This window comes from Bacillus sp. FSL K6-1338, assembly GCF_038006965.1.
GTDB classification, from domain to species: domain Bacteria; phylum Bacillota; class Bacilli; order Bacillales; family Bacillaceae_G; genus Bacillus_A; species Bacillus_A thuringiensis_S.
This window is the reverse complement of record NZ_JBBOWI010000001.1, coordinates 4,213,274-4,239,559: the sequence shown is the minus strand read 5'-3', so window position 1 is coordinate 4,239,559 and position 26,286 is coordinate 4,213,274. Positions and strand designations below refer to the sequence as shown.

The following is a 26,286-nucleotide window of genomic DNA, read 5'->3' as shown; positions in this document are numbered from 1 at the left end:
ACATCATTAACATTTTTGTATATAGATATTGCATCGTAGTTTGCATTATATTGTCACCCCTTAATCTGTCTTGTATAATAAACAGGTTAAGGGGTGATTTCGTGTTACAACCGAAGACGCGTTGGAAAGAAAAAGAATATAATGACGAGCGAGTGAGTGAATTAGCAAGTAAATTACAGTTATCGCCACTTGTCGTTTCATTATTCCTCGGTAGAGGGCTAGATACAGAAGATAAGATTTTAGATTTTTTAAATACAGAAAATCAAGAATTTCATGATCCATTTTTATTAGAAGGAATGGATAGAACGGTAGAACGTGTAAATAAGGCGATTCAAAATGGAGAGCAAATATTAATATTTGGTGATTACGATGCGGACGGAGTAAGTAGTACGACGGTTTTATATCTTGCTCTTCAAGAATTAGGTGCAGAAGTAGAATTTTACATTCCAAATCGTTTTACAGAAGGGTATGGACCGAACGAAGAAGCGTTTCGTTGGGCGCATAGCGCAGGGTTCTCACTGATTATTACTGTCGACACTGGCATCGCAGCAGTACATGAAGCGAATGTAGCAAAGGAGCTTGGAATAGATCTAATTATTACAGATCACCATGAGCCACCGCCAGAATTGCCAGAAGCACTTGCGATTATACATCCGAAATTAGATGGCGGTGTATATCCGTTTCACTATTTAGCTGGTGTAGGTGTTGCGTTTAAAGTTGCGCATGCACTATTAGGCCGTGTACCAGAACATTTATTAGAGATTGCAGTAATCGGTACAGTAGCCGATTTAGTATCACTTCATGGTGAAAATAGGTTGCTAGTGAAACGCGGTTTAAAACATATGCGTATGACGAAAAATATCGGACTAAAGGCGCTATTTAAAGTTGCTAACGTTTCGCAAAGTGAAATTACAGAAGAGAGTATTGGCTTCTCACTCGCACCGCGTATTAATGCGGTCGGACGTTTAGAAGATGCAGCGCCGGCTGTACACCTTTTATTATCAGATGATCCAGAGGAAGCGAAAGAGTTGGCCGAAGAAATTGATGAGCTGAACAAACTGCGAAAAGATATTGTAAAGCAAATTACAGAAGAGGCTATCGCTGAAGTTGAAAATAACTTCCCACCAGAAGAAAACAAAGTATTAGTACTTGCAAAAGAAGGCTGGAACCCAGGGGTAATTGGAATTGTTGCTTCTAAATTAGTTGAACGTTTTTATCGTCCGACGATTGTATTAAGCATTGATCCTATTAAAGAAACAGCAAAAGGCTCAGCGCGTAGTATTGCAGGATTTGATTTGTTTGCAAACTTATCAGATTGTAGAGAGTTATTGCCACACTTCGGAGGGCATCCGATGGCAGCGGGAATGACGCTACATATGAATGATGTAGATGAATTACGTCGCCGCTTAAATGAACAAGCAGATGCAATTTTAACAGAAGAAGATTTTATTCCAATTACAGCAGTTGATGTTTTTTGCAAAGTAGAGGATGTAACGCTAGCGGCAATTGAAGATATGCAAAAACTAGCACCGTTTGGTATTGGAAATCCGAAACCACGTATTGCAGTGAAAGATGCAGAGTTAGAAAGTATTCGCGCAATCGGATCAGATGGCTCTCATTTAAAAATGGCTCTTCGTGATGGACAAGCAACACTGGATACAATTGGATTCGGTTTCGGTGCATATGCGAAAGAAATCTCTCCAGTTGCAAAGGTATCTGTAATAGGGGAAGCATCCATCAATGAATGGAATAATTTTAAGAAGCCACAACTAATGGTACAAGATATTGCTGTAGAGGCGTGGCAATTATTTGATTGGCGTAGTATGCGTAATGCAGAAGCAAATTTAGCAGAACTTCCGAAAGAAAAAATAACAATGGTGTATTTTTCTGAAGAGGTATTGAATAAATTTTCTTTAGAGGACTATAAAGAAAAGCTTATGCATGCGTCAGAAGTAACGCATTTAGATGATCAATACATCGTGTTACTCGATTTGCCAAAAGGAACAGATGAATTACGTGAGTTATTTAAAGTAGGATTCCCAGCGCGAATTTATACGCTGTTTTATCAAGAGAATAACCATTTATTTAGTACAGTTCCTACGAGAGAACATTTTAAATGGTACTATTCTTTCTTAAACCAAAAAACACCATTTTCTTTAAGACAATATGGAGAACAACTATGTCGTCATAAAGGTTGGTCAAAAGATACAGTAAATTTCATGACACAGGTGTTTTTTGAGTTAGAATTTGTTACAATAAAAGATGGCGTCATTTTTATGGCAGACAAAAAACAAAAGCGTGATTTAATTGAATCGAACACATATCGTGAGAAAATGAACCACTTACAATTAGAAAAAGAATTGGTTTATAGCACATATCAGCAACTATATACATGGTTTGAAACGATTCGTAATCATAAAGAAGTAGAACAGTTAGGGTAAAGGATTTGTATTTACAAACCTTTTAGATCTGAGGAGGATTCAGAAATATGGATTTCAAGCAACATATCGCAATTGTACCGGATTATCCGAAAGAAGGTATTGTGTTCAAAGACATTACACCTTTAATGAATGACGGTAAAGCATACAAAGCAGCAACAGATGCAATCGTTGAGTACGCAAAAGAAAGAGATATCGATGTTGTAGTAGGACCAGAAGCTCGTGGTTTCATTATCGGTTGCCCAGTTTCTTATGCGTTAGAAGTAGGATTTGCACCAGTTCGTAAATTAGGGAAATTACCACGTGAAGTAATTACAGTTGACTACGGTAAAGAATATGGTAAAGATGTTTTAACAATCCATAAAGATGCAATTAAGCCAGGTCAACGCGTATTAATTACAGATGATCTATTAGCTACAGGTGGAACAATCGAAGCGACAATTAAGTTAGTTGAAGAGCTAGGCGGAGTTGTAGCAGGAATTGCATTCTTAGTAGAGCTTACTTACTTAGATGGTCGTAAAATGTTAGATGGTTACGATGTATTAGTATTAGAAAAATACTAATCACTATATAGGTAAAACTACGGTGATAAAAAGTACCCGTGAATCTCTTGGAGAGGAGCGGGTACTTTTGTATAATTGAACAAAAAATCATGGTGAAATGTCAGTAAAATCTTTTCCTTTTCACAATTCACAATCATTGGGTTATAATGATAGAATATAATTTATTCTATTAAATAAAGATAAAGTCAATTTTCAATAAAAGGTGATTCGATGGCAAATGAGCAGGTACTAACAGCTGAACAGGTACTCGAGAAAGCAAGTCAATATTTAGCGGATGAAGATATTGAGCTAGTGGCACGTGCCTATGAATATGCACGTGATGCGCATAGCGAACAATATAGAAAATCGGGTGAACCGTATATTATTCATCCGATTCAAGTTGCAGGTATTTTAGTTGATTTACACATGGATCCAGCTACGGTATCAGCAGGTTTCTTACATGATGTAGTGGAAGATACAGAGATTACGTTAGAAGATATTGAACGGGAATTTAACAAAGAAATTGCTATGCTTGTTGATGGTGTTACAAAGCTTGGGAAAATCAAATATAAATCTCACGAACAACAACAAGCAGAAAACCATCGCAAAATGTTTATTGCAATGGCTCAAGATATTAGAGTTATTTTAATTAAACTAGCTGATCGTCTTCATAACATGCGTACATTGAAACATTTGCCTCAAGAGAAGCAGCGTCGCATAGCGAATGAAACGTTAGAAATCTTTGCACCTTTAGCACATAGACTCGGAATTAGTACTATTAAATGGGAGCTAGAGGATACGTCACTTCGCTATTTAAATCCACAGCAATATTATCGTATTGTAAATTTAATGAAGCGTAAACGTGCAGAACGTGAAGAATATTTAGACGAAGTAATGACTGGTATTCGTGAGAAATTAAAAGAAGTTGCAATTCAACCTGAGATTTCTGGAAGACCGAAACATATTTACAGTATTTATCGTAAAATGGCACTGCAAAATAAGCAGTTCAATGAAATTTACGATTTATTAGCTGTACGTGTTGTTGTAAATAGTATTAAAGATTGTTATGCGGTGCTTGGAATTATTCATACGTGCTGGAAGCCGATGCCAGGTCGTTTTAAAGATTATATTGCAATGCCAAAAGCAAATCTATATCAATCTCTTCATACGACCGTAATTGGACCGAAAGGTGACCCACTTGAAGTGCAAATTCGTACGAAAGAAATGCACGAAATTGCAGAATTCGGGATCGCGGCACACTGGGCGTATAAAGAAGGAAAAACAGCAGAAACAACAGGTACACTAGAGAAGAAACTCACATGGTTCCGTCAAATATTAGAATGGCAAAATGAAGCTTCTAATGCAGAAGAATTTATGGAGTCATTAAAAATTGATTTATTCTCTGACATGGTATTCGTCTTTACACCGAAAGGCGATGTAATGGAATTACCACTTGGATCGGTTCCGATTGATTTCGCGTATCGTGTCCATTCGGAAATTGGGAATAAAACAATTGGTGCAAAAGTAAACGGTAAAATGGTGACGCTGGATTATAAATTAAAAACAGGCGACATCATTGAAATTTTAACGTCGAAACATTCCTATGGCCCAAGTCAAGATTGGGTAAAACTTGCTCAAACATCTCATGCAAAAAATAAAATTCGTCAATTCTTTAAGAAACAACGTAGAGACGAAAATATTGAAAAAGGCCGTGAACTTGTTGAAAAGGAAGTACGTGGTCTAGAGTATGAGATGAAAGAAGTATTAGCGTCTGATAACTTAAAACGCGTCGCTGAGAAATTTAACTTTGCAAATGAAGAAGATATGTTTGCAGCAGTTGGATATAGCGGAATTACAGCTTCGCAAATTGTTACGCGACTCACGGACAAGTTCCGCAAACAACGCGAAGAAGAAGAGATTGTTGAAGTTAAAGAAGTTCGTAAACCGATGAAAATTCGAAAATGGGATTCTGGTGTAAAGGTAAGCGGTGCTGATAATTTATTAATCCGTTTATCGAAATGCTGTAACCCAGTTCCGGGCGATGATATCGTTGGATATATTACAAAAGGCCGAGGTGTATCGATTCACCGCCGTGATTGTGTAAATGTTCATACAGAAGAAGCTGTAGAAAGATTATTAGAAGTAGAGTGGGAAGGTAGCCCTGAAAAAGAAATTGAGTATAACGTTGATATTGAAATTTCAGGTTACGATCGCCGTGGTTTATTAAATGAAGTACTGCAAGCTGTTACAGAGACGAAAACGTACATTTCAGCTGTTTCTGGTAGAAGTGACCGTAATAAGATGGCGACAATTAATATGTCAATCTCAATTCGTAACTTACAACATTTGAAAAAAGTAGTAGAACGCATTAAACGTGTTCCGGAAATTTATGCAGTACGACGCATGATGCATTAATAGGGAGTGTAGAAAGATGAGAGTTGTTTTACAACGATCAAAGAAAGCGTCTGTCACGGTAGACGGTGAGATCGTAGGACAAATTCCGTTCGGTTTAACATTACTAGTTGGCATTACGCACGAAGATACAGAAAAAGATGCAACTTACATTGCGGAAAAAATTTCAAACTTACGTATTTTTGAAGATGAGAGCGGAAAGATGAATCATTCTGTACTTGATGTAGAAGGACAAGTTCTATCTATTTCGCAATTCACATTATACGGAGATTGTCGCAAGGGGAGACGTCCAAACTTTATGGATGCTGCGAAACCTGACTATGCAGAGCGTTTATACGATTTCTTTAATGAAGAAGTTCGTAAACAAGGATTGCATGTAGAAACAGGGAAATTCGGAGCAATGATGGACGTTTCTTTAATCAATGATGGTCCGGTGACCTTAATTGTAGACAGTAAATAGTGTTGATAAAAAAGAGAGGGTTATATAATCCTCTCTTTTTTATACATTGTTGTATGTTTTGTTCATTTATCATACGATTAATTTGAAGGGGAATAAAAGGAAAAGAAGGTGTAGTATGCTTCAAGAATTTAATATAGCTTTACGTTTTATGCTAGAGTTATGTATTCTTGGGATTGTTGGATACTGGGGGTTTCGAGTAGGAACAACAACAGCTATAAAAATTACACTTGCTATTATTATTCCGATTGTTGTTGCTGCCATTTGGGGGTTATTTGGAGCTCCACATGCAGAATGGGAAGTAAAAGGTATATTACATGTATTATTAGAAATTATCGTATTTGGAGTAGGTGTTGCAGCATTATATCATTTGAAGCATCATATGCTAGCAAGTGGACTGGCTATTGTTATTGTTATAAATCGAATACTAATGTTTATTTGGAATCAATAGCAGTTTCGGTTATGTATAACTCTCTCATCAATATGGAACAATAAAAAGTAAAACATCCATATTGAATGTGAGGGATATACGTATGCGCATGAATGAAAAAGGGCATTCTGTTACAAATGGTGCAAATCAACTATTTAACGTGAATTTTCATGATTTTATTTCAAAAGAGCAAAACAATACTTCAATGGAGCTTGCTTCCGAGTTTGGGATTTCTCTTCAAGATGTAAAGCGTCTAAAGAAGCAGATTGAACGTTCTTAGAGCACTTGACAATCCTACTTAACAAACGTATAGTAATTTTATATTTACATATGAATATAACCGTTGATAGAGAAGAGTAAATGAGACACACATGGAAAGAGAAGGAATGTCTTAGGCTGAAAACATTTCTGCATGATGACTGATTGAATGACACTCTAGAGGTTTCAACTTGAACGGCATATATGCTTAGTAGGGATGAACGCATATTTAAGCGTTATTAAAAAAGTGGAAGCATACGTGCTTCAATTAGGGTGGCACCACGGGTATAATACTCTCGTCCCTACTGTTTAAACAGTAGAGGCGGGAGTTTTTTTATTTTTATTAAGATTAAAACAATTTGAGGAGGAACTGAATATGTCTATTCAAATCCCACGCGGAACGCAAGATATTCTTCCAGGCACTGTTGAGTTATGGCAGTATATCGAAGGGCAAGCACGCGAAATTTGCCGTCGTTACAATTATAAAGAAATTCGTACACCAATTTTTGAGCACACGGAGCTATTTTTACGTGGTGTTGGTGATACGACAGATATCGTACAAAAAGAAATGTACTCATTCCAAGATCGTGGAGAGCGCAGCTTAACATTACGTCCAGAAGGTACTGCACCTGTTGTACGTTCTTACGTTGAAAATAAAATGTTTGGTGATGCAACACAACCAACGAAATTATACTATATCGGTCAAATGTTCCGTTATGAAAGACCACAAGCAGGTCGCTATCGTCAATTCGTACAATTCGGTATCGAAGCAATCGGCAGTAATGATCCTGCAATTGATGCAGAAGTAATTGCACTTGCTGTTGAATTTTACCGCGGCATGGGCTTAAAAAATATTAAAGTTGTATTAAACAGTTTAGGTGATGCAGCGAGCCGTCAAGCACACCGTGATGCATTAATCGCACACTTTGAGCCACGTATCGGCGAATTCTGCTCTGACTGTCAATCTCGCTTAGAAAAGAACCCACTTCGAATTTTAGACTGTAAGAAAGACCGTAACCATGAATTAATGGGAACAGCACCATCTATTACAGAATACTTAAACGAAGATTCAGCAGTATACTACGACAAAGTTCAAGAACTATTAACGATGATGGATGTTCCATTTGAAAAAGATCCGAACTTAGTACGTGGTTTAGACTACTATCAACACACTGTTTTTGAAATTATGAGTGAGGCAGAAGGTTTCGGTGCGATCACTACATTAAGCGGTGGTGGCCGTTATAACGGACTTGTACAAGAAATCGGTGGACCAGAAATGCCAGGTATCGGTTTTGCAATGAGTATTGAACGTTTAATTATGGCGCTAAAAGCTGAAAATATTGAATTACCACTTGAACATAGCATTGATTGTTACGTTGTAGCGCTCGGTGAAAAAGCGAAAGACCATGCTGCAAAAGTTGCGTTCAATCTTCGTAAAGCTGGATTGTCAGTTGAAAAAGATTATTTAGATCGCAAAATGAAAGCACAATTTAAATCAGCAGATCGTCTAAAGGCGAAATTTGTAGCTGTATTAGGAGAAGATGAGCTGGATAAAGGTATCATTAACTTAAAAGATATGGCAACAGGTGAACAAGAAGAAGTAGCGTTAGATGTATTTGCTTCATACGTAGCAGAGAAATTAATATAGGGGGAACTTACAGTGGCTGAAAGAACACATGCATGTGGAAAAGTAACAGTAGAAGCTGTTGGACAAACAGTTCAATTAAAAGGTTGGGTACAAAAACGCCGTGACTTAGGTGGATTAATCTTTATCGATTTACGTGACCGCACAGGTATCGTACAAGTTGTATTTAACCCAGAAACATCAAAAGAAGCGTTAGAAGTAGCAGAAACAATTCGTAGTGAATACGTATTACACGTAGAAGGTACAGTTGTTGAACGTGGTGAAGGCGCAATTAATGACAATATGGCAACTGGTCGTATTGAAGTACAAGCAACAAAAGTAAATGTACTAAATGCAGCGAAAACAACGCCAATTATCATTGCTGATGATACAGATGCATCAGAAGATGTGCGTTTAAAATATCGTTATTTAGACTTACGTCGTCCTGTAATGTTCAACACATTCAAAATGCGTCACGACGTAACAAAAACAATTCGTAATTTCTTAGATACAGAAGAGTTTTTAGAAGTCGAAACACCAATTTTAACGAAAAGCACGCCAGAAGGAGCTCGTGACTATTTAGTACCAAGTCGTGTACATGATGGTGAATTCTATGCATTACCACAGTCACCACAGTTATTTAAACAGCTTCTTATGGTCGGCGGATTTGAGCGTTACTATCAAGTAGCACGTTGTTTCCGTGACGAAGATTTACGTGCGGATCGTCAACCAGAATTCACGCAAATCGATATCGAAGCTTCATTCTTAACACAAGATGAAATTTTAGATATGATGGAGCGTATGATGACGAAAGTTATGAAGGATGCAAAAGGTGTAGAAGTTAGTGCACCATTCCCTCGTATGAAATATGCTGATGCAATGGCTCGCTACGGTTCTGATAAGCCAGATACACGCTTTGAAATGGAACTAACAGACTTATCTGAGTTTGCAGCAGGTTGTGGATTTAAAGTGTTTACAAGTGCTGTAGAAAGCGGCGGACAAGTAAAAGCAATTAATGCAAAAGGTGCTGCAAGTAAATACTCTCGTAAAGACATCGATGCATTAACTGAATTTGTGAAAGTATACGGTGCAAAAGGTCTAGCTTGGCTTAAAGTTGAAGAAGACGGCCTAAAAGGACCGATTGCGAAATTCTTCGGTGAAGAAGATGCAAACGTGTTAATGACTACATTAGAAGCTACTGCTGGCGACTTATTACTATTTGTAGCAGATAAGAAGAGCGTTGTTGCAGATAGCTTAGGCGCACTTCGTTTACGTCTAGGTAAAGAGCTTGAGTTAATTGACGAAAGTAAATTTAACTTCCTATGGGTAACTGATTGGCCACTTCTTGAGTACGATGAAGATGCAGATCGTTACTTCGCAGCTCACCACCCATTCACAATGCCATTCCGTGAAGATGTTGAGCTACTAGAAACAGCACCAGAAAAAGCACGTGCACAAGCATATGACCTTGTATTAAACGGTTATGAGCTTGGTGGCGGATCACTTCGTATTTACGAGCGTGACGTACAAGAAAAAATGTTCAAAGCACTTGGATTCTCACAAGAAGAAGCGCAAGAGCAATTCGGATTCTTATTAGAAGCATTCGAATACGGTACACCACCACACGGCGGAATCGCATTAGGTTTAGACCGTCTTGTTATGTTACTTGCAGGCCGTACGAACCTTCGTGATACAATTGCATTCCCGAAAACAGCAAGCGCAAGCTGCTTATTAACAGAAGCTCCAAGCCCAGTTGCAGAAGCACAGCTTGAAGAATTGAACTTAAAATTAAGCTTGAAAGAAGAGAAGTAAGAATAGGGTCTAGATGGTTATACTATAACCGTCTAGACTTTTTTTGAGAGGAAGTTTAAAAAAGTCCGGTTCAGATGGAGGTCGCATCTCGTCGTTGCTTATGCTAGTCCGGTGCTCGAGTAGTTAAAGCTACACTGCGCTCCTCCTGGCATAAGCGCCTCGAGCTGCTCGTCCCTCTGAATCCTCCTTTTTAAACATGTATTGAAAGGGAAGTTTAAAAAGTCCGGTGTACACTATGTTTTCATTTTCGAAATATGTATTTTTAGGAATTCTATAACTTTTTCTATACAAATAGTCGGAAAAACGCTAGAATACATGGTAGACCATTTTTGTAATAGGAGTGTAGAGCTGAATGTTACATCAATTTTCACGTAATGAATTAGCCTTCGGTAAAGAAGGACTTGAAATATTAAAAAATAGTACAGTCGGTATTTTAGGAATTGGTGGCGTAGGGTCATTTTCGGCAGAAGCGTTAGCACGTTCTGGCGTAGGACGTCTCGTATTAGTTGATAAAGACGTTGTAGATATTACAAACGTAAACCGTCAAATTCATGCTTTAGTATCTACTGTAGGACGTTCAAAAGTAGAATTAATGAAAGAGCGTATTGCAGACATTAATCCGGAATGTGAAGTAATTGGACTAGAAATGTTTTATACAGATGAAACATATGAAGAGTTCTTTAAACACGGTTTAGATTTCGTAGTGGATGCATCTGATACAATTACGTTCAAAATCCATTTAATTAAACAATGTTTACGTCGTAAAATTAAAATTATCTCATGTATGGGTGCAGCAAATAAAATGGACCCAACTCGTTTCCGTATTGCGGATATCTCTAAAACACATACAGATCCAATTGCGAAAGTAATTCGTACGAAGCTTCGTAAAGAGGGTATTAAAAAAGGTGTAAAAGTTGTCTTCTCTGACGAGAATCCAATCGTAATTCGTGAAGAAGTACGTAAAGAGATCGTACCAGACGAAAATGCAAAAATTCGTAAAGCGAAATTACCACCTTCATCAAATGCATTCGTACCATCTGTGGCAGGCTTAATTATGGCAAGTCACGTTGTACGTGAACGTATTAAAAACGTAGAAGTGAAACGTGTGGGGCAAGAATAAAGTGAAAGCATATATCCATTTTGGATATATGCTTTTTTATATGTATTAAAGAAATAAAAATATTTGCATTACTACTAGTTCAAATGTGAGCAAGGCTAGTAAGTAATGATTATATTTACCCAATCTATTTTGGGCGTTTCTTTGTATGACAGGGAGGAATGTTATTGTCAATCTTTGTCGTTAAATCGATATCCTTTGTCGAATCGTTGATATATTGCAAGTTGTGATAGATATATTTGAAAAATCGTTGATATATTGCAAGTTACGATAGATATATTTGAAAAATCGTTGATATAATTTCAATTGCCGATATATATGGTTCACCGAAAACAAACAAGGATGTCACTTTTTTAACTAAGTGACATCCTTGTTTTTAATTCTCTGCAGAATAAATAATATCTAAATTCCCGTTTTGATCGGTTTTGAAAATCGGGGCAATTTGATCTTCTTGCTCTTCGACTGAAACAAGTTTTCGAGCACGATCCATAATTCTAACAAGCATCGCGTAATCTTCTTCGATTGCTTGTTGTTTTTTTGTGAGTACCGCTAATTTTGCTTCAAGTTCATTATTCGTTTTTTGTAGGGAAGTGAGCTGATTTTGTAATACATCATTTTCAGTTTGCAACTTTGCGATTGAAGGGTTATTATGTTCCATGTTTTGCAAAAATGAGATGACATTTTGCATTGTAAGTTCCTGTTTACTTGGCGTAATATCTTCTGAAAACTCAGCATCGATTACGAGTTGTTTCGTTTTCGTGAACTGATCTTTTTCTATTTTAGCTTCAGAACGTTTTAATTCTTTACGTTGTTTTTTTGCAATCTGCACTGCATCTTCGTAATTCGCTCGTACTTCAGCATTCCATCTAAAGCCACAAGCTGCTGAAGTGCGGTTCAACGCATCGCCGACTTCATCAAATGCTTTTATTTGTGTACTTCCGCTGCGAATATGTCGTAAAACAGTTTCTGCTAAAAGGAGATCATCTTCTTTTGTCCATGCATCTTGACGTGTTTTCATAAGCGAAGCCTCCATAATGGTGACGTTTTCGTTTATGTTACCCTTTATTTTTCGTTTTATTCGAAGTTTGTAATCTTTCATAAACAGTAGAAAGTGCTTGCTCAAATTTTCCTGTCGTTTTCGGTTTATAATATTGCTTGTTTTTTATTTTATGAGGTAAGTATTGTTGCCTTACCCAGCCGTTTGGATGGTCGTGTGGATATAAATATCCAATGCCTCTTCCAAGTGATTCTGCGCCTTTGTAATGACTATCTTTTAAATGGCTTGGAATATCACCTGTTTGATCGTTACGTAAATCATGTAGTGCAGCATCCAGTGCTTTATAAGCTGAATTTGATTTTGGTGATAAGCATAGCTCGATAACGGCATTTGCAAGTGGGATGCGTGCTTCTGGGAATCCGACTCGTTCAGCTGATTCAATTGCAGCTAGTGTACGCGGTCCAGCTTGTGGGCTAGCAAGTCCAATATCTTCATAAGCCATAATAAGAAGGCGTCTGCCAATACTTTGTAAATCACCTGCTTCAATAAGGCGTGCTAAATAATGGAGCGCTGCATTTACATCACTTCCGCGCACTGATTTTTGAAATGCTGATAATACGTCATAATGAGCATCGCCGCCTTTGTCGTGAACGAAGCTCTTCTTTTGTAAGCATTCTTCTGCAATCTCGAGTGTGATTTCAGCCGCTTGATCGTCTGTAGTAAAGCTGGATAATACAGCAAGCTCAAGTGCGTTATAAGCGGAACGCATATCACCACCAGAGGCGTTTGTAAAGTGATGTAGTGCTTCATCTGTTATCGTTAAAGCATATTCTCCAAGGCCTTTTTCTTTATCTTCTAAAGCTCTTTTTAACCCAATTAAAATATCATCTTCTGTTAGTGCGTGTAATTCGAAAATTTGACATCTGCTTCGAATAGCGGAGTTTATTGCATGGAATGGATTACTTGTCGTTGCACCAATTAAAGTAAGAAGTCCGCTTTCTAAATGAGGTAATAGAAAGTCTTGCTTTGCTTTATCTAGACGGTGAACTTCATCTAAAATTAAAACGAGGTGTCGATGCATCTTCGCTTCTTGTACGACAACTTCCATATCTTTTTTATTGTGAGTAACAGCGTTTAATAGACGAAACGGGGTACCGGTACTTCCTGCAATTGCACTGGCAATGGATGTTTTTCCTGTACCTGGAGGACCGTATAAAATCATAGATTGAAAATGATTTGCTTGGACCATTCGCCATAAAATCTTTCCTTCACCAACTAAATGCTGTTGCCCAATAATTTCTTGAATATTTGTAGGGCGCATTCGATGTGCGAGTGGTTGTTTCATTTAGACCGTCTCCCTTAACATATAATCTCGTTCTATCGTATCATTTTTTTCTACGGAATTTGAAATAGTATGCTGTTTTATGGGAAAAATGAAGATGAATATTTTCATTTTTCTTTCAATTGTAATAATTCCCGAGTTTTTCAATGTGATTTTATGTTATCATTTTGATACACAAGTTGAAATTTCTTATAATACTATATTATGCTATAATTTCATAGGATTTTAAATTGTGTTCTTTTTATAAATAAGATATAACCAATAGAAGTGAAAATTTGAAAAGAGGTGCAAAATAGATGAAGATTTCAACAAAGGGCCGCTATGGCTTAACAATTATGATCGATCTTGCAAAAAAGTTTGGTGAAGGTCCGATTTCATTAAAATCAATTGCGCAGGCGCATGACTTATCGGAGCATTACTTAGAGCAATTAATTTCACCACTTCGTAACGCTCGTCTAGTGAAGAGTACGCGAGGTGCATATGGCGGATATGTATTATCTGATCAACCAGCTAACATTACAGCTGGGGATGTGATCCGTGTATTAGAGGGACCGATTAGTGTTGTAGAAATGATAGAAGAAGAAGAGCCAGCACAGCGCCAGTTATGGATGCGTGTTCGTGATGCGGTGCAAGAAGTGTTAGATAGTACAACGTTAGAAGATTTAGTACGTTATGAGGAAGAAAATCACGGAGGCTATATGTTTTACATTTAATTCCTTGTGAAACGATTTGGAAAGAAGGAGATTTAATGGAACGCATTTACTTAGATCATGCTGCGACATCTCCGACTCACCCAGAAGTGGTCGGAAAGATGATTCCATATATGACAGAAATATTCGGGAACCCGTCTAGTATTCACTTTTATGGACGTCAAACTCGTCACACAGTAGATGAGGCGAGACGAGTGTGTGCACGCAGTATTCATGCGAATCCGAATGAAATTATATTTACGAGCGGTGGTACAGAAGCTGATAATTTAGCGCTTATAGGTGTAGCACGTGCGAACCGTCATAAAGGTAATCACATTATAACGACGCAAATTGAACATCATGCGATTTTGCATACGTGCGAATTGTTAGAGCGTGAAGGGTTTGAAGTGACATATTTACCTGTCGATGAAACAGGGCGCATTCAAGTTTCTGACATACAAAAGGCATTAACCGAAGAGACGATTCTTGTATCTGTTATGTTTGGGAATAATGAAGTAGGGACAATGCAACCAATTGTAGAAATAGGAAAGCTACTAAAGGAGCATCAAGCTTATTTCCATACAGATGCGGTACAAGCTTATGGTTTGGTAGAAATTGATGTGAAAGAGTTTGGTATTGATTTATTATCCATTTCAGCCCATAAAATTAACGGACCAAAAGGTGTAGGGTTCTTATACGCTGGTGCAAATGTGAAATTTGAGCCGTTATTAATAGGCGGAGAGCAAGAAAGAAAACGCCGTGCTGGTACGGAAAATGTGCCTAGTATTGCTGGGCTTCAGCATGCAATTCTTATTGCTGAAAAAACTCGTGAGCAAAAAAATGCCCAATATGAAGAGTTTAAAGATATAATGGTATCTGTCTTCAAAAATGAAGGCATTACTTTCGAGGTAAACGGAAACTTAGAACATCGCTTACCGCATGTGCTTAATGTAAGTTTTACAGGAATGAACATTGAACCGTTTCTTGTGAACTTAGACCTAGCTGGCATTGCAGTATCAAGTGGTTCTGCTTGTACAGCTGGTTCGATTGATCCATCACATGTATTAGTAGCGATGTTTGGAAAAGACTCCGATCAAATACGTTCATCCGTACGCTTTAGTTTTGGGCTTGGAAATACGAAAGAGCAAATTGAAAAAGCGGCGTACGAAACAGTGAAAATCGTGAAGCGATTAACACAAAATTAGCATGGGAGGTGACATGATGAACAAACTACCTCACGAAACACGCGTTGTCATCGGAATGTCCGGTGGCGTCGATTCATCTGTAGCAGCACTTTTATTAAAAGAGCAAGGTTATGATGTAATCGGAATTTTTATGAAAAACTGGGATGATACAGATGAGAATGGTGTCTGCACAGCAACTGAAGATTACAATGATGTAATTGAAGTGTGTAACCAAATCGGTATTCCGTATTATGCAGTAAACTTTGAAAAACAATACTGGGATAAAGTATTTACGTACTTCTTAGATGAGTACCGAGCTGGTCGTACACCAAATCCAGATGTAATGTGTAATAAAGAAATTAAATTTAAAGCATTTTTAGAGCATGCAATTGCGCTTGGTGCTGATTATGTAGCAACAGGCCATTATGCACGCGTTGCTTATATGGACGGCGAATATAAAATGCTTCGCGGCGTTGATGACAATAAAGATCAAACATACTTCTTAAATCAATTAAGCCAAGAGCAATTATCAAAAACAATGTTCCCGTTAGGTGAATTAAAGAAACCGCAAATTCGTGAAATGGCGAAAGAAGCTGGCTTAGCGACAGCGGCGAAAAAAGATAGTACAGGTATTTGCTTCATTGGTGAGCGTAACTTTAAAGATTTCTTAAGTAACTACTTACCAGCGCAACCAGGTGTAATGCAAACATTATCTGGTGAAGTGAAAGGAAAGCATGACGGTTTAATGTACTATACAATTGGACAACGTCATGGACTTGGAATTGGTGGTAACGGTGATCCGTGGTTTGCTGTTGGGAAAAACTTGAAAGAAAACATTTTATATGTTGATCAAGGATTCCATAACGAACTTCTATATGGTGATGAAGTTATTGCTACGAATGTAGGATGGGTAAGTAACAAAGTAAAAGAAACAGAATTTAAGTGCACGGCGAAATTCCGTTATCGTCAAGAAGACAATAAAGTAACGGTTCAAATCGTTGATGAAAATACAGTTCGTATTCTTTGTGATGAGCCAATTCGTGCAATTACACCAGGACAAGCAGTTGTGTTCTATGATGGAGATGAGTGCTTAGGCGGTGCTACAATTGATGAAGTATACCGTAGTGGTAAGAAATTGGATTATTTAGGATAAATGAGAAGCCTCTGCCGATTAGCGGTTAGAGGTTTCTTTTACATAAAGCGAATTTTCGTTCGCTTGGAAAATACATTCTTTGTTATAATTTGTTGTAGAGGTGAAGGACATGTCAAACAAACTTGAAACAGGTATTCAATATATGCAAGAAGGAAATTGGGAAGAAGCAGCTAAAAATTTTACAGAAGCAATCGAAGAAAATCCAAAAGATGCGCTTGGATACATTAATTTTGCAAATTTATTAGACGTATTAGGTGATAGCGAACGAGCGATTTTATTTTATAAACGTGCACTAGAGTTAGATGATAAATCTGCAGCTGCCTATTATGGTTTAGGAAATGTATATTATGGCCAAGAGCAATTTACTGAGGCGAAAGCTGTATTTGAACAAGCAATGCAAGCTGGATTACAATCAGCTGATGTAACATTTATGTTAGGTATCACACATGTACAGCTTGGAAATGATCGTCTTGCACTACCATTCTTACAAAGAGCAACAGAATTAGATGAAAACGATGTGGAAGCTGTATTCCAGTGCGGACTTTGCTTCGCTCGACTAGAACACATTCAAGAGGCGAAACCTTATTTTGAAAAGGTATTAGAAATGGATGAAGAGCATGCAGATGCGTATTACAATTTAGGTGTTGCGTACGTATTTGAGGAAAATAATGAGAAGGCTCTCGCTTTATTTAAGAAAGCAACTGAAATTCAGCCAGATCACTTTTTAGCGGGTAATGGCGTTCGTTTATTAGAGCAAGAAGCTGAATAAGATAAAAATATAGTTTAATGGGTAGTTATCCCTCATCTAAAGAGGTGGGGGATGTACTGCTCATTAAAGTGAAAATATCGGAAAGGAGAGGAAAGATGGGAAATCAACATGCAATGGATTTGTTTGAGGAAGAGAAAAAGTTTATAAAAGCGCAAGTTCTTCATACCATTTTCCACAACGAAGAAAACCTCTATTCCGTTGTCAGTATGAAAGTCATTGAAACGAATGAAACATATGACGAAAAGAAAGTAATGATAAACGGTCATTTTCCCCGCATGCATGAAGATGAAGTGTTTACATTGACAGGTCACTTTAAGGACCATCCAAAGTATGGAAAACAATATATGGTTGAAACATTTAAAAAAGAATTGCCGCAAACAAAAGCAGGTATGGTGCAATATTTAGCGAGTGATTTATTTAAAGGGATAGGAAAGCGTACAGCGGAAAAAATTGTGGATCATCTCGGGGAACATGCTATTTCTAAAATTATGGATGACCCTGAGGCGTTAAATGGTGTTGTTAACAAACAAAAGGCTCAGAAAATATATGAGACAATTGTTGAACATCAAGGATTAGAGAAAGTAATGAGCTTTTTAAATGGCTACGGTTTTGGAACGAAACTTTCTATTAAGATTTACCAGCAATATAAAGAGATGACATTAGAAGTGATTCGTAATAATCCGTATCAACTTATTGAAGAAGTGGACGGGATTGGTTTTGGACGAGCGGATGATATAGGGCGTGCGTTAGGAATATCGGGTAATCACGACGACCGTGTACGAGCGGGATGTTTTTACACATTAGAGAATGTCTCATTGCAACTTGGTCACGTTTATATGAGGAAAGATCAACTTGTAAGAGAAACGATGTCACTTTTAAACAATCAAGAAGGAAGAGTGACTGAGGAAGATATTATAGGTTGTATTGAAACGATGCAAAGTGAAGGGAAAGTCATCATAGAAGAAGAACGAGTGTATTTAGCAACTTTATTCTACTCTGAAAAAGGTGTTGTAAAGTCTATTCGTCGATTGATGAATCAAGAGGAAACACCTTCATTTCCTGAAGCAGAAGTGTTAAAAACATTAGGTGAAATTGAAGAACAGTTAAACGTGCAGTATGCACCGTTTCAGCAAGAAGCGATTCAAACGGCACTTCATAAGCCAATGATGTTATTAACAGGTGGACCAGGAACGGGGAAAACAACTGTTATTAAAGGGATTGTTGAAATGTATGCGTCACTTCACGGATTATCGTTAAATCCGAATGAATACAGTGATGATAATCCATTTCCAATACTATTAACAGCTCCAACAGGAAGAGCAGCGAAGCGGATGAGTGAATCGACAGGACTTCCAGCTTGCACAATTCACCGTTTGCTTGGCTGGACGCCAGAAGGATCTTTCCAGCGTAATGAAACGGATCCTGTCCAAGGTAAGCTCCTTATTATTGATGAATTTTCAATGGTTGATATTTGGCTTGCGAATCAGCTATTTAAGTCGCTACCGACGAACATTCAAGTTATCGTTGTAGGTGATGAAGATCAGTTGCCATCTGTAGGACCTGGACAAGTATTAAAAGATTTATTAAATGCAGGCGCAGTTCCGACAGTGAAGCTTACTGAAATTTATCGTCAAGCAGAAGGCTCATCTGTTATTCAACTTGCCCATGCAATCAAAGACGGCACGCTCCCGCCAGATTTAGCACAAAATAAAAAAGATCGTTCATTTATCAGCTGTACAGGGGCTCAAATTGTTGAGGTTGTGAAAAAAGTTTGCGAAAATGCTAAAACAAAAGGATTTAGTGCAAGGGATGTCCAAGTATTAGCGCCGATGTACCGCGGGCCTGCTGGTATTAATGTATTAAACGAAGCATTGCAACAAGTATTTAATCCGAAGAGGGAAAAGAGTAAAGAAATTGCTTACGGTGATGTTGTATACCGAAGAGGCGATAAAGTACTGCAACTCGTTAATCAGCCAGAGAGCCAGGTGTTTAATGGTGATATTGGAGAAATTGTTTCGGTGTTTTATGCGAAAGAAAACGTTGAGCAACAAGATATGATTATCGTTTCATTTGATGGAATTGAGGTAACGTATACAAAGCCCGATTTAAATCAAATTACGCATGCATATTGTTGTTCCATTCATAAATCACAAGGTAGTGAATTTCCGATTGTTATTATGCCGATCGTGAAAAGTTACAACCGTATGTTACGTCGTAATTTAATTTACACGGGCATTACAAGAAGTAAGAAGTTCCTTATTATTTGCGGGGAGGAAGCAGCTTTCAAATCCGGTGTAAATCGCCTTGATGATGCAATGCGTCAAACAACTTTGGCTAGTCGCTTGCAGGAATCACAAGGAGAAGTACAGATGGTCACAGTTAATGGCGAAGAAATGGACGTGGAAAACATTTCACCGTATGATTTCATGTAACAAGGTGAAATTATATAGTGAAACTTTCAAACGCATAGCGTTGAAAGGCTCCAGCGATGTATAAACGAATGCAGTTTGGACATAATGGCGAATAGAATCTGGGAGTCTGTAAGGAGATGAAAGCCATATGTTCATTTGTCCAAATTGCAAAGGGAAAGACATTGGAAAAATAGGTGTCAACCAATTTTATTGCTGGAATTGTTATATCGAATTATCGGTTTCAAAGGGGAAAATCCATACGCATCAAGTTGAGGAAGATGGTTCATTAAGCTCTCTTGATGATTTATTTGATGAGAATGAAAGAACGATCGGATAACGAAAAGGGGGATTTACTTTGAATCTACGCAATTCATTAATCGCATTAGGTGTTGGAGCTGCAGCATATCAATATGCTCGTAAGCAAGATGTATTTTCAAAACGCAATATGAAAAAAGCACGTAAGATGATTAAGTCTTACTTATAATCATTTCGATAAAGTGAAAAACTCCCTTATTGACGAGGGAGTTTTTTTATGCGCTCATATGCAAATAAAAAAGTCCGATTTCTGAGAAAAGATAAGATAGACCGTAGCAGCCAACGCCGAGTATTCCATACTGCCATAATTGCTTCGCTTTTTCTTTACGTGAGGAACGAATAAAGAACCCCTTCCAAATACCAAACCCGATACAAATCCATTCAAGAATCATAAAAAGTGCTGATAATCCAAGCATAAACAAAACCATAATTAGCCCTCCTGATTATATTAATTCATGCTGTATTCTCAGGGGTGGTTGTCCTTGTTATGTTATTTATATGTACGTCTTTAAAAAACAGTATGGTCCGTATGAAAAGATTTTAAAAGTTTCGCACATAACCTACCCCATTTATTTTCAAAATAAAGGTGGAGGAGGTTTTTCATGTGAAGAATCTTAAAATCATTTGGATATATCGTTTAGGATTATTATTACTTGTTTTTCTTTGTTTGCTCGTCTTTTTAAAAATTAAGCCACTATGGGCACCGATTATTTTTGTATTTAAAGTAGCAATCACGCCATTTCTTATCGCTTGTTTTATTGCGTATTTATTGCATCCTTTAATTGAAAAAATCCATAAGGAAGGGATGCCCCGTACACTTGCCATTTTGCTTATTTATATCCTTTTCTTTGGCGGAATTGGTTATGGGATTTATAAAGGAACGCCAGTCGTTATTAAACAGTTACAAGAGATTAATGAACAATTTCCGCAGTTTACAAAGATGTACGATTCGTGGATGGATGGCGTTACAGAACAAACAGCGAATTTCCCTTCGTTCATTCATGAAAAGGTGAAACAACTTTTTGTGGGTGTGGAAACGAAGATTCAAGCGCTTTTAAATAAAGTGATGAGTACAGCTCGTGGTGTACTCGATTCATTGCTCATTATTTTCTTAATACCGTTCATTGTATTTTACATATTAAAAGATTATGGTGAGTTTTATCATATCTTTTGGAAACTAGTCCCAAGTAAATGGCGAGGTACGGGGCAAATGCTTGCGAAAGAAATTGATAAGTCACTTGGAAGTTATATTCGAGGACAGTTATTTGTTTGTTTGGTATTAGGGGGAGTATCAGCTCTTTCTTTTTGGTTTATCGGTATGAAATATCCATTATTGCTTGGTATTATTATTGGGGTAACGGATATAATCCCGTACTTCGGCCCTATTTTAGGAGCGATCCCGACGTTAATGATTGCAGCAACAGTATCAACGAGCTTACTTATTAAGGCGGGTATTACGATTGCTATTTTGCAATTTGTGGAAAGTAACATTTTATCGCCTTACATTGTTGGTAAGTCACTTCGTATGCATCCCGTTATTATTATGCTTGCATTACTAGTTGGAGGGGAAGTAGCTGGTATTGTAGGGTTACTAATATCGGTTCCCATCTTAGCAGTTATTCGCACCGTCATTGTTCATGTGAAGCCTCTCTTGAAAAAAGAAGATGTGTAAGTATAGAAGCCCTCTATGTAAGAAATAGAGGGCTAATCGTATATTTATTTAGAAATCTGCTCGTGTATCTTTTGAACGAGGGAGCTCACATCATTTGTTTGAATATGTTTTATTTTTTTCCATTCGTTATCATACATAAATACAATTTGATTGTTGAAAAGACGCTTTTGTTCTTTTAGATTAGAAATTTTTGCGAAAGAGTACTCTTCAAATATTGGATTGTTACTTACATCTGGTCCATAAAAGAATAGCCTTTTGTTCGTTAAAATCAATAGGCCTGGTCTCGCGACGGAACGATAAATAAATATGTCTAATGAACATGCTGCGTAAAGTAATATTGTTTCGTTAGTCGCTAATATGTTTTTAGCTTTGCTAAGTAAGGTTGTCATTGTGATCGCTCCTTTATTTTATTAACAATAATTTAATTATAGCAAAAAAGGTAATATTTATAATTTTTTATAAATTATTCTTGTAAGGAGATTCCGATTTGTTAATAAACGCATAATATATGAAAAGGCTGTTAAGAATGAATAGTAGAATACCTATGATAAATAAGCAATTAATACAATATAAATGATTATCTACATTGACAAACTTAAGAGAATTCTATTATATTTAGTCATATAATACATTAAATCAATGACGGAACAAGTACGTTACAGTCCATTTATAGAGAGAAGCTTCCATATGGCTGAAAGAAGCTTTAAATGAAGGGTAACAGAAAGCTAATCCTGAGAGCAGCTAATCACTGCCGTCTTGCCACGTTACGGCACCATGAGGTGATGAATTGATTGTTATTGTAATCAATTCATAATTAGGGTGGTATCGCGAGTTAACTCTCGTCCCTTTTATAGGGACGGGAGTTTTTTATATTTAAGGAGGAAAATACAATGAAACAACTAACAGGCGCACAAATTCGTCAAATGTTTTTAGACTTTTTCCAAGAAAAAGGACATGCAGTAGAACCTAGTGCATCACTAGTTCCACATGAAGATCCATCTCTTCTATGGATTAATAGTGGTGTAGCTACATTAAAAAAATATTTTGATGGACGTGTAATCCCACAAAATCCACGTATTACAAATGCTCAAAAATCAATTCGTACAAACGATATTGAAAACGTAGGGAAAACAGCTCGTCACCATACATTCTTTGAAATGTTAGGAAACTTCTCAATCGGTGATTACTTCAAAGAAGAAGCAATTACATGGGCTTGGGAATTCTTAACGAGCGACAAATGGATCGGATTCGATAAAGAATTACTATCAGTTACAATCCATCCAGAAGATGAAGAAGCATTCACAATTTGGAATGAAAAAATGGGCGTTCCAAAAGAGCGTATTATCCGCTTAGAAGAAAACTTCTGGGATATTGGTGAAGGACCAAGTGGACCGAATACAGAGATTTTCTATGACCGCGGGGAAGCTTACGGTAATGACTTTAGTGACCCAGAATTATATCCAGGCGGAGAAAACGAGCGTTACTTAGAAGTATGGAACCTTGTATTCTCTCAATTTAACCATAATCCAGACGGTTCATATACACCACTTCCTAAGAAAAACATTGATACAGGGATGGGTCTAGAACGTATGACATCTATCGTTCAAGATGTGCCTACAAACTTTGATACAGACCTATTCATGCCGATGATTGGTGCAACAGAATCAATTTCTGGTGAGAAATATCGTAATGGCGATTTAGAAAAAGATATGGCATTCAAAGTAATTGCTGACCATATCCGTACAGTAACATTCGCTGTTGGTGACGGTGCTCTTCCATCTAACGAAGGTCGTGGTTATGTATTACGTCGCTTATTACGCCGCGCTGTTCGTTATTCGAAGAAATTAAACATTAACCGTCCATTCATGTTTGAATTGGTACCGGTTGTTGGAGAAGTAATGAAAGACTTCTATCCAGAAGTACTTGAAAAGAAAGATTTCATTGCGAAAGTTGTGAAAAATGAAGAAGAGCGTTTCCATGAAACACTTCATGATGGTGAAGCAATTTTAGCTGAAGTTATTGCAAAAGCAAAAGAAGAAAAAACAACTGTTATTTCTGGAGTAGATGCGTTCCGTCTATATGACACATACGGTTTCCCAATCGAATTAACAGAAGAATATGCAGAAGAAGCTGGTATGACAGTTGACCAAGAAGGCTTCGAAAATGAAATGGAAAAACAACGTGAGCGTGCACGTGCTGCTCGTCAAGACGTTGACTCAATGCAAGTTCAAGGCGGTGTACTTGGAGAAGTTAAAGTAGCGAGTGAGTTCGTTGGTTACGGTACAGTTGCAACGGAAAGTAACGTTGTTGCACTTGTGAAAAACGGTGAGTACACAGATAGCTTACAAGCAGGGGAAGAAGGACAGTTAATTCTTGACGTAACACCATTCTACGCTGAGAGCGGTGGACAAATTGCTGACCGTGGTTACCTTCTTGCTGACGGCGTGAAAGTTCTTGTAAAAGACGTACAAAAAGCACCAAATGGTCAAAACTTACACAAAGTAGCTGTGGAAGAAGGCACGTTAACGAAAGATGCAGCTGTGAAAGCTGTTATCGATACGAAAAACCGTAGTAGCGTTGTGAAAAATCATACAGCAACTCACTTACTACACCAAGCATTAAAAGACGTACTTGGAACGCATGTTAATCAAGCAGGTTCTCTTGTAACTTCTGAACGTCTACGCTTTGACTTCTCTCACTTCGGTCAAGTGCAAGCTGACGAATTAGAAAAAATTGAGCGTATGGTAAACGAGAAAATTTGGGAAAGTATTAACGTTGAGATTTCTCAAAAATCAATCGGAGAAGCAAAAGAAATGGGCGCAATGGCATTATTCGGTGAAAAATACGGTGATGTTGTACGCGTTGTACAAGTTGGCGATTACAGCTTAGAGCTTTGCGGTGGTTGTCACGTTGATAATACAGCTTCTATCGGTATTTTCAAAATCGTTGCTGAGTCTGGTATCGGTGCAGGAACTCGTCGTATTGAGGCGGTAACTGGTAAGTCTGCATACGAATTAATGAACGATCAAGTAGGTTTATTAAAAGAAGCAGCAGGAAAAATGAAAACAAATCCGAAAGATATTTTAACAAGAGTTGATGGTCTATTTGCTGAAGTGAAACAACTTCAAAAAGAAAACGAATCTCTTGCTGCGAAATTAAGCAATATTGAAGCTGGAAACTTAACTGATTCTGTAATGACAGTTGATGGTGTGAATGTATTAGCAGCGAAAGTAAATGTTGCAGATATGAACAACTTACGTACGATGATGGATGATCTAAAAAATAAATTAGAGTCAGCAGTTGTTGTATTAGCGTCTGTTAATGACGATAAAGTAAACATCCTAGCAGGTGTAACGAAAGACTTAATTAGCCAAGGTTACCATGCTGGTAAACTTGTGAAAGAAGTAGCTTCTCGTTGCGGCGGTGGCGGTGGCGGCCGTCCTGATATGGCACAAGCAGGTGGTAAAAACCCAGCTCAAGTCGAAGAAGCTTTAGCATTTGTACAAGAGTACGTTAAATCTGTTTCAAAATAAAGAGATAGTAGTGTACAATGGTAGGGAGAGGAGAAGTTCTTCTCCCTATACTTACTATATAAGTGAGGTGCTTGAAATGGACGGTTTTGATAAAACAATGAAGTTTAGCATTCAAGATGAAAAACAGAGTGTCCATGTAAATGATGTACTTTTAACTGTGTATGATGCACTTCAAGAAAAAGGCTATAATCCGATTAACCAAATCGTCGGTTATTTATTAAGTGGAGACCCAGCATACATACCTCGCCATAAAGATGCACGAAGCATCGTTCGTAAGCTTGAACGTGATGAGATCATTGAAGAGCTTGTGAAGTCTTACTTGAAACATCATCGTGAGGAGTAGTTTATGCGGATATTAGGTTTAGATGTAGGTACAAAAACAGTCGGAGTTGCAATGAGCGACGAAATGGGCTGGACAGCACAAGGATTAGAAACAATTAAGATTAACGAAGAACGAGGTCACTTTGGTTTTGATCGTATTTCTGAGTTAGTAAAGCAGTACAATGTGGACAAAATAGTAGTAGGTTTACCTAAAAATATGAATGGTACAATTGGCCCACGTGGTGAAGCGTGCCAACAATTTGCAGAAAACCTACGAGAGCTGTTACAATTAGACGTTGTAATGTGGGACGAGCGTTTGTCGACGATGGCAGCGGAACGTCTACTCATTTCAGCGGATGTAAGCCGTAAGAAGCGAAAACAAGTAATCGATAAGATGGCTGCAGTCGTAATCTTACAAGGATTTTTAGATAGTAAATAAGAGGTGACCAAAATGGAAGAAAATCAAATTACAATTGTAGACGAAAAAGGTAACGAACATTTATGTGAAATTATTTTCACTTTTGATGCTGAAAAATTTGGTAAAAAATCATACGTAGTCTTCTCTCCAATCGGTGAAGTAGACGAAGATGGAGACCAAATTTATGATGCAATGGCTTATGAGCAAAATGAAGAAGAGGGCGGAAGTTTACTTCCAATCGAATCTGAAGAAGAGTGGGAAATGGTACAAGAAATGTTCAACACTCTTGCTGATGAGCAAGAAGCTGAATAATAAGTACTGAAAAGATGGACGACATACAGTCCATCTTTTTTTTGTATTTATATGTAAAATGAAAGATTTTTTGTCGAAAC

25 protein-coding genes and 2 other annotated features are annotated in these 26,286 nt (G+C 37.6%); of the genes, 21 read left to right on the top strand and 4 right to left on the bottom strand.

Translation table 11 applies throughout. The annotated features are described in order from the left end of the window. Positions 1-101: 101 nt before the first annotated feature. The 9 genes from recJ (at position 102) to NZ044_RS21680 (ending at position 11,093) form a co-directional block, all read left to right on the top strand. Positions 102-2,441 (top strand): single-stranded-DNA-specific exonuclease RecJ, encoded by a 2,340-nt coding sequence (gene recJ / locus NZ044_RS21720; protein ID WP_000941227.1) that lies wholly within the window; start codon positions 102-104, stop codon positions 2,439-2,441. Between the two features lie 47 nt (positions 2,442-2,488). After that, positions 2,489-3,001 (top strand): adenine phosphoribosyltransferase, encoded by a 513-nt coding sequence (locus NZ044_RS21715; protein WP_000346215.1) that lies wholly within the window; start codon positions 2,489-2,491, stop codon positions 2,999-3,001. A gap of 210 nt (positions 3,002-3,211) precedes the next feature. Continuing rightward, the gene (gene relA / locus NZ044_RS21710; protein WP_098505651.1) at positions 3,212-5,395 is read left to right on the top strand and encodes a GTP diphosphokinase; all 2,184 of its coding nucleotides are present in this window, start codon (positions 3,212-3,214) and stop codon (positions 5,393-5,395) included. Between the two features lie 16 nt (positions 5,396-5,411). Then, a complete protein-coding gene (locus tag NZ044_RS21705; RefSeq protein WP_098505652.1) occupies positions 5,412-5,852 on the top strand; it encodes a D-tyrosyl-tRNA(Tyr) deacylase in 441 nt (146 codons plus the stop codon). Between the two features lie 115 nt (positions 5,853-5,967). After that, positions 5,968-6,300 (top strand): YrdB family protein, encoded by a 333-nt coding sequence (locus NZ044_RS21700; RefSeq protein ID WP_000938750.1) that lies wholly within the window; start codon positions 5,968-5,970, stop codon positions 6,298-6,300. An 82-nt stretch (positions 6,301-6,382) separates the two neighbouring features. After that, a complete protein-coding gene (locus NZ044_RS21695; RefSeq protein ID WP_001242605.1) occupies positions 6,383-6,559 on the top strand; it encodes a hypothetical protein in 177 nt (58 codons plus the stop codon). A 54-nt stretch (positions 6,560-6,613) separates the two neighbouring features. Continuing rightward, positions 6,614-6,844: a binding site (T-box leader), on the top strand. Positions 6,845-6,913: 69 nt separating this feature from the next. Continuing rightward, entirely contained in the window at positions 6,914-8,185 is a 1,272-nt protein-coding gene (gene hisS, locus NZ044_RS21690; protein ID WP_000027086.1) for a histidine--tRNA ligase, read from the top strand. Positions 8,186-8,197: 12 nt separating this feature from the next. Then, positions 8,198-9,973, top strand: a complete 1,776-nt coding sequence (aspS, locus tag NZ044_RS21685; RefSeq protein ID WP_000840901.1) for an aspartate--tRNA ligase — start codon at positions 8,198-8,200, stop codon at positions 9,971-9,973. Positions 9,974-10,325: 352 nt separating this feature from the next. Next, positions 10,326-11,093 carry a tRNA threonylcarbamoyladenosine dehydratase gene (locus NZ044_RS21680; protein ID WP_000903182.1) on the top strand — a complete coding sequence of 256 codons (768 nt, stop codon included), beginning with the start codon at positions 10,326-10,328 and terminating at the stop codon, positions 11,091-11,093. Between the two features lie 373 nt (positions 11,094-11,466). On the opposite strand, the gene NZ044_RS21675 is transcribed toward NZ044_RS21680, so the two are convergent. Together NZ044_RS21675 and NZ044_RS21670 are read right to left on the bottom strand one after the other, a co-directional pair. Continuing rightward, positions 11,467-12,108: an RsfA family transcriptional regulator gene (locus tag NZ044_RS21675; protein WP_000857697.1), complete on the bottom strand. Its 642-nt coding sequence runs from the start codon at positions 12,106-12,108 to the stop codon at positions 11,467-11,469. A gap of 37 nt (positions 12,109-12,145) precedes the next feature. Next, positions 12,146-13,432, bottom strand: coding sequence for a replication-associated recombination protein A (locus tag NZ044_RS21670; RefSeq protein WP_340949984.1), 1,287 nt, complete (start codon positions 13,430-13,432; stop codon positions 12,146-12,148). 293 nt (positions 13,433-13,725) lie between these two features. Here NZ044_RS21670 and cymR point away from each other — a divergent pair, with 293 nt between their 5' ends. The 7 genes from cymR to NZ044_RS21635 all read left to right on the top strand — a co-directional run bounded on the left by cymR (position 13,726) and on the right by NZ044_RS21635 (position 20,119). Continuing rightward, entirely contained in the window at positions 13,726-14,142 is a 417-nt protein-coding gene (cymR, locus tag NZ044_RS21665) for a cysteine metabolism transcriptional regulator CymR (RefSeq protein ID WP_000704116.1), read from the top strand. A gap of 35 nt (positions 14,143-14,177) precedes the next feature. Then, entirely contained in the window at positions 14,178-15,323 is a 1,146-nt protein-coding gene (locus tag NZ044_RS21660) for a cysteine desulfurase family protein (protein ID WP_098505654.1), read from the top strand. A 16-nt stretch (positions 15,324-15,339) separates the two neighbouring features. Beyond that, positions 15,340-16,455, top strand: coding sequence for a tRNA 2-thiouridine(34) synthase MnmA (gene mnmA / locus NZ044_RS21655; RefSeq protein ID WP_001038011.1), 1,116 nt, complete (start codon positions 15,340-15,342; stop codon positions 16,453-16,455). Positions 16,456-16,564: 109 nt separating this feature from the next. Then, the gene (locus NZ044_RS21650; protein ID WP_000066406.1) at positions 16,565-17,224 is read left to right on the top strand and encodes a tetratricopeptide repeat protein; all 660 of its coding nucleotides are present in this window, start codon (positions 16,565-16,567) and stop codon (positions 17,222-17,224) included. 95 nt (positions 17,225-17,319) lie between these two features. Then, positions 17,320-19,656: an SF1B family DNA helicase RecD2 gene (gene recD2 / locus NZ044_RS21645; RefSeq protein WP_340949983.1), complete on the top strand. Its 2,337-nt coding sequence runs from the start codon at positions 17,320-17,322 to the stop codon at positions 19,654-19,656. A 127-nt stretch (positions 19,657-19,783) separates the two neighbouring features. Next, a complete protein-coding gene (locus tag NZ044_RS21640; protein ID WP_000469281.1) occupies positions 19,784-19,972 on the top strand; it encodes a hypothetical protein in 189 nt (62 codons plus the stop codon). 18 nt (positions 19,973-19,990) lie between these two features. After that, a complete protein-coding gene (locus tag NZ044_RS21635) occupies positions 19,991-20,119 on the top strand; it encodes a YrzQ family protein (RefSeq protein ID WP_001053553.1) in 129 nt (42 codons plus the stop codon). Between the two features lie 46 nt (positions 20,120-20,165). Here NZ044_RS21635 and NZ044_RS21630 read toward each other — a convergent pair whose 3' ends face one another. Then, positions 20,166-20,378 carry a hypothetical protein gene (locus tag NZ044_RS21630; RefSeq protein WP_000242539.1) on the bottom strand — a complete coding sequence of 71 codons (213 nt, stop codon included), beginning with the start codon at positions 20,376-20,378 and terminating at the stop codon, positions 20,166-20,168. Positions 20,379-20,554: 176 nt separating this feature from the next. On the opposite strand from NZ044_RS21630, the gene NZ044_RS21625 reads away from it, so the two are divergent. Next, complete coding sequence (locus NZ044_RS21625; protein WP_000793127.1) at positions 20,555-21,622, top strand: AI-2E family transporter; 1,068 nt, start codon at positions 20,555-20,557, stop codon at positions 21,620-21,622. Between the two features lie 44 nt (positions 21,623-21,666). On the opposite strand, the gene NZ044_RS21620 is transcribed toward NZ044_RS21625, so the two are convergent. Further along, positions 21,667-22,011: a PH domain-containing protein gene (locus NZ044_RS21620; protein WP_000209589.1), complete on the bottom strand. Its 345-nt coding sequence runs from the start codon at positions 22,009-22,011 to the stop codon at positions 21,667-21,669. 241 nt (positions 22,012-22,252) lie between these two features. Beyond that, positions 22,253-22,472: a binding site (T-box leader), on the top strand. A 40-nt stretch (positions 22,473-22,512) separates the two neighbouring features. On the opposite strand from NZ044_RS21620, the gene alaS reads away from it, so the two are divergent. From alaS to NZ044_RS21600, 4 genes are all read left to right on the top strand, one after another. Further along, on the top strand, positions 22,513-25,155 hold the full coding sequence (gene alaS / locus NZ044_RS21615; protein WP_000811809.1) for an alanine--tRNA ligase: 2,643 nt from the start codon (positions 22,513-22,515) through the stop codon (positions 25,153-25,155). A 76-nt stretch (positions 25,156-25,231) separates the two neighbouring features. Next, entirely contained in the window at positions 25,232-25,498 is a 267-nt protein-coding gene (locus NZ044_RS21610) for an IreB family regulatory phosphoprotein (RefSeq protein ID WP_000348591.1), read from the top strand. A 3-nt stretch (positions 25,499-25,501) separates the two neighbouring features. After that, positions 25,502-25,915, top strand: a complete 414-nt coding sequence (gene ruvX, locus NZ044_RS21605; protein WP_001221202.1) for a Holliday junction resolvase RuvX — start codon at positions 25,502-25,504, stop codon at positions 25,913-25,915. Positions 25,916-25,927: 12 nt separating this feature from the next. Then, positions 25,928-26,206, top strand: coding sequence for a DUF1292 domain-containing protein (locus tag NZ044_RS21600; protein WP_000392246.1), 279 nt, complete (start codon positions 25,928-25,930; stop codon positions 26,204-26,206). Positions 26,207-26,286: the final 80 nt, after the last annotated feature.

What these genes read in the sequence shown, in the direction of transcription:
- alaS (WP_000811809.1), top strand. Translation starts at nt 22,513, where the DNA reads ATGAAACAACTAACAGGCGCACAAATTCGTCAAATGTTTTTAGACTTT.
- NZ044_RS21695 (WP_001242605.1), top strand. Translation starts at nt 6,383, where the DNA reads ATGCGCATGAATGAAAAAGGGCATTCTGTTACAAATGGTGCAAATCAA.
- NZ044_RS21670 (WP_340949984.1), bottom strand. Translation starts at nt 13,432, where the DNA reads ATGAAACAACCACTCGCACATCGAATGCGCCCTACAAATATTCAAGAA.
- NZ044_RS21705 (WP_098505652.1), top strand. Translation starts at nt 5,412, where the DNA reads ATGAGAGTTGTTTTACAACGATCAAAGAAAGCGTCTGTCACGGTAGAC.
- NZ044_RS21680 (WP_000903182.1), top strand. Translation starts at nt 10,326, where the DNA reads ATGTTACATCAATTTTCACGTAATGAATTAGCCTTCGGTAAAGAAGGA.
- NZ044_RS21660 (WP_098505654.1), top strand. Translation starts at nt 14,178, where the DNA reads ATGGAACGCATTTACTTAGATCATGCTGCGACATCTCCGACTCACCCA.
- NZ044_RS21620 (WP_000209589.1), bottom strand. Translation starts at nt 22,011, where the DNA reads ATGACAACCTTACTTAGCAAAGCTAAAAACATATTAGCGACTAACGAA.
- NZ044_RS21640 (WP_000469281.1), top strand. Translation starts at nt 19,784, where the DNA reads ATGTTCATTTGTCCAAATTGCAAAGGGAAAGACATTGGAAAAATAGGT.
- NZ044_RS21715 (WP_000346215.1), top strand. Translation starts at nt 2,489, where the DNA reads ATGGATTTCAAGCAACATATCGCAATTGTACCGGATTATCCGAAAGAA.
- mnmA (WP_001038011.1), top strand. Translation starts at nt 15,340, where the DNA reads ATGAACAAACTACCTCACGAAACACGCGTTGTCATCGGAATGTCCGGT.
- NZ044_RS21600 (WP_000392246.1), top strand. Translation starts at nt 25,928, where the DNA reads ATGGAAGAAAATCAAATTACAATTGTAGACGAAAAAGGTAACGAACAT.
- hisS (WP_000027086.1), top strand. Translation starts at nt 6,914, where the DNA reads ATGTCTATTCAAATCCCACGCGGAACGCAAGATATTCTTCCAGGCACT.
- NZ044_RS21650 (WP_000066406.1), top strand. Translation starts at nt 16,565, where the DNA reads ATGTCAAACAAACTTGAAACAGGTATTCAATATATGCAAGAAGGAAAT.
- NZ044_RS21675 (WP_000857697.1), bottom strand. Translation starts at nt 12,108, where the DNA reads ATGAAAACACGTCAAGATGCATGGACAAAAGAAGATGATCTCCTTTTA.
- recD2 (WP_340949983.1), top strand. Translation starts at nt 17,320, where the DNA reads ATGGGAAATCAACATGCAATGGATTTGTTTGAGGAAGAGAAAAAGTTT.
- NZ044_RS21700 (WP_000938750.1), top strand. Translation starts at nt 5,968, where the DNA reads ATGCTTCAAGAATTTAATATAGCTTTACGTTTTATGCTAGAGTTATGT.
- NZ044_RS21610 (WP_000348591.1), top strand. Translation starts at nt 25,232, where the DNA reads ATGGACGGTTTTGATAAAACAATGAAGTTTAGCATTCAAGATGAAAAA.
- relA (WP_098505651.1), top strand. Translation starts at nt 3,212, where the DNA reads ATGGCAAATGAGCAGGTACTAACAGCTGAACAGGTACTCGAGAAAGCA.
- NZ044_RS21630 (WP_000242539.1), bottom strand. Translation starts at nt 20,378, where the DNA reads ATGGTTTTGTTTATGCTTGGATTATCAGCACTTTTTATGATTCTTGAA.
- ruvX (WP_001221202.1), top strand. Translation starts at nt 25,502, where the DNA reads ATGCGGATATTAGGTTTAGATGTAGGTACAAAAACAGTCGGAGTTGCA.
- cymR (WP_000704116.1), top strand. Translation starts at nt 13,726, where the DNA reads ATGAAGATTTCAACAAAGGGCCGCTATGGCTTAACAATTATGATCGAT.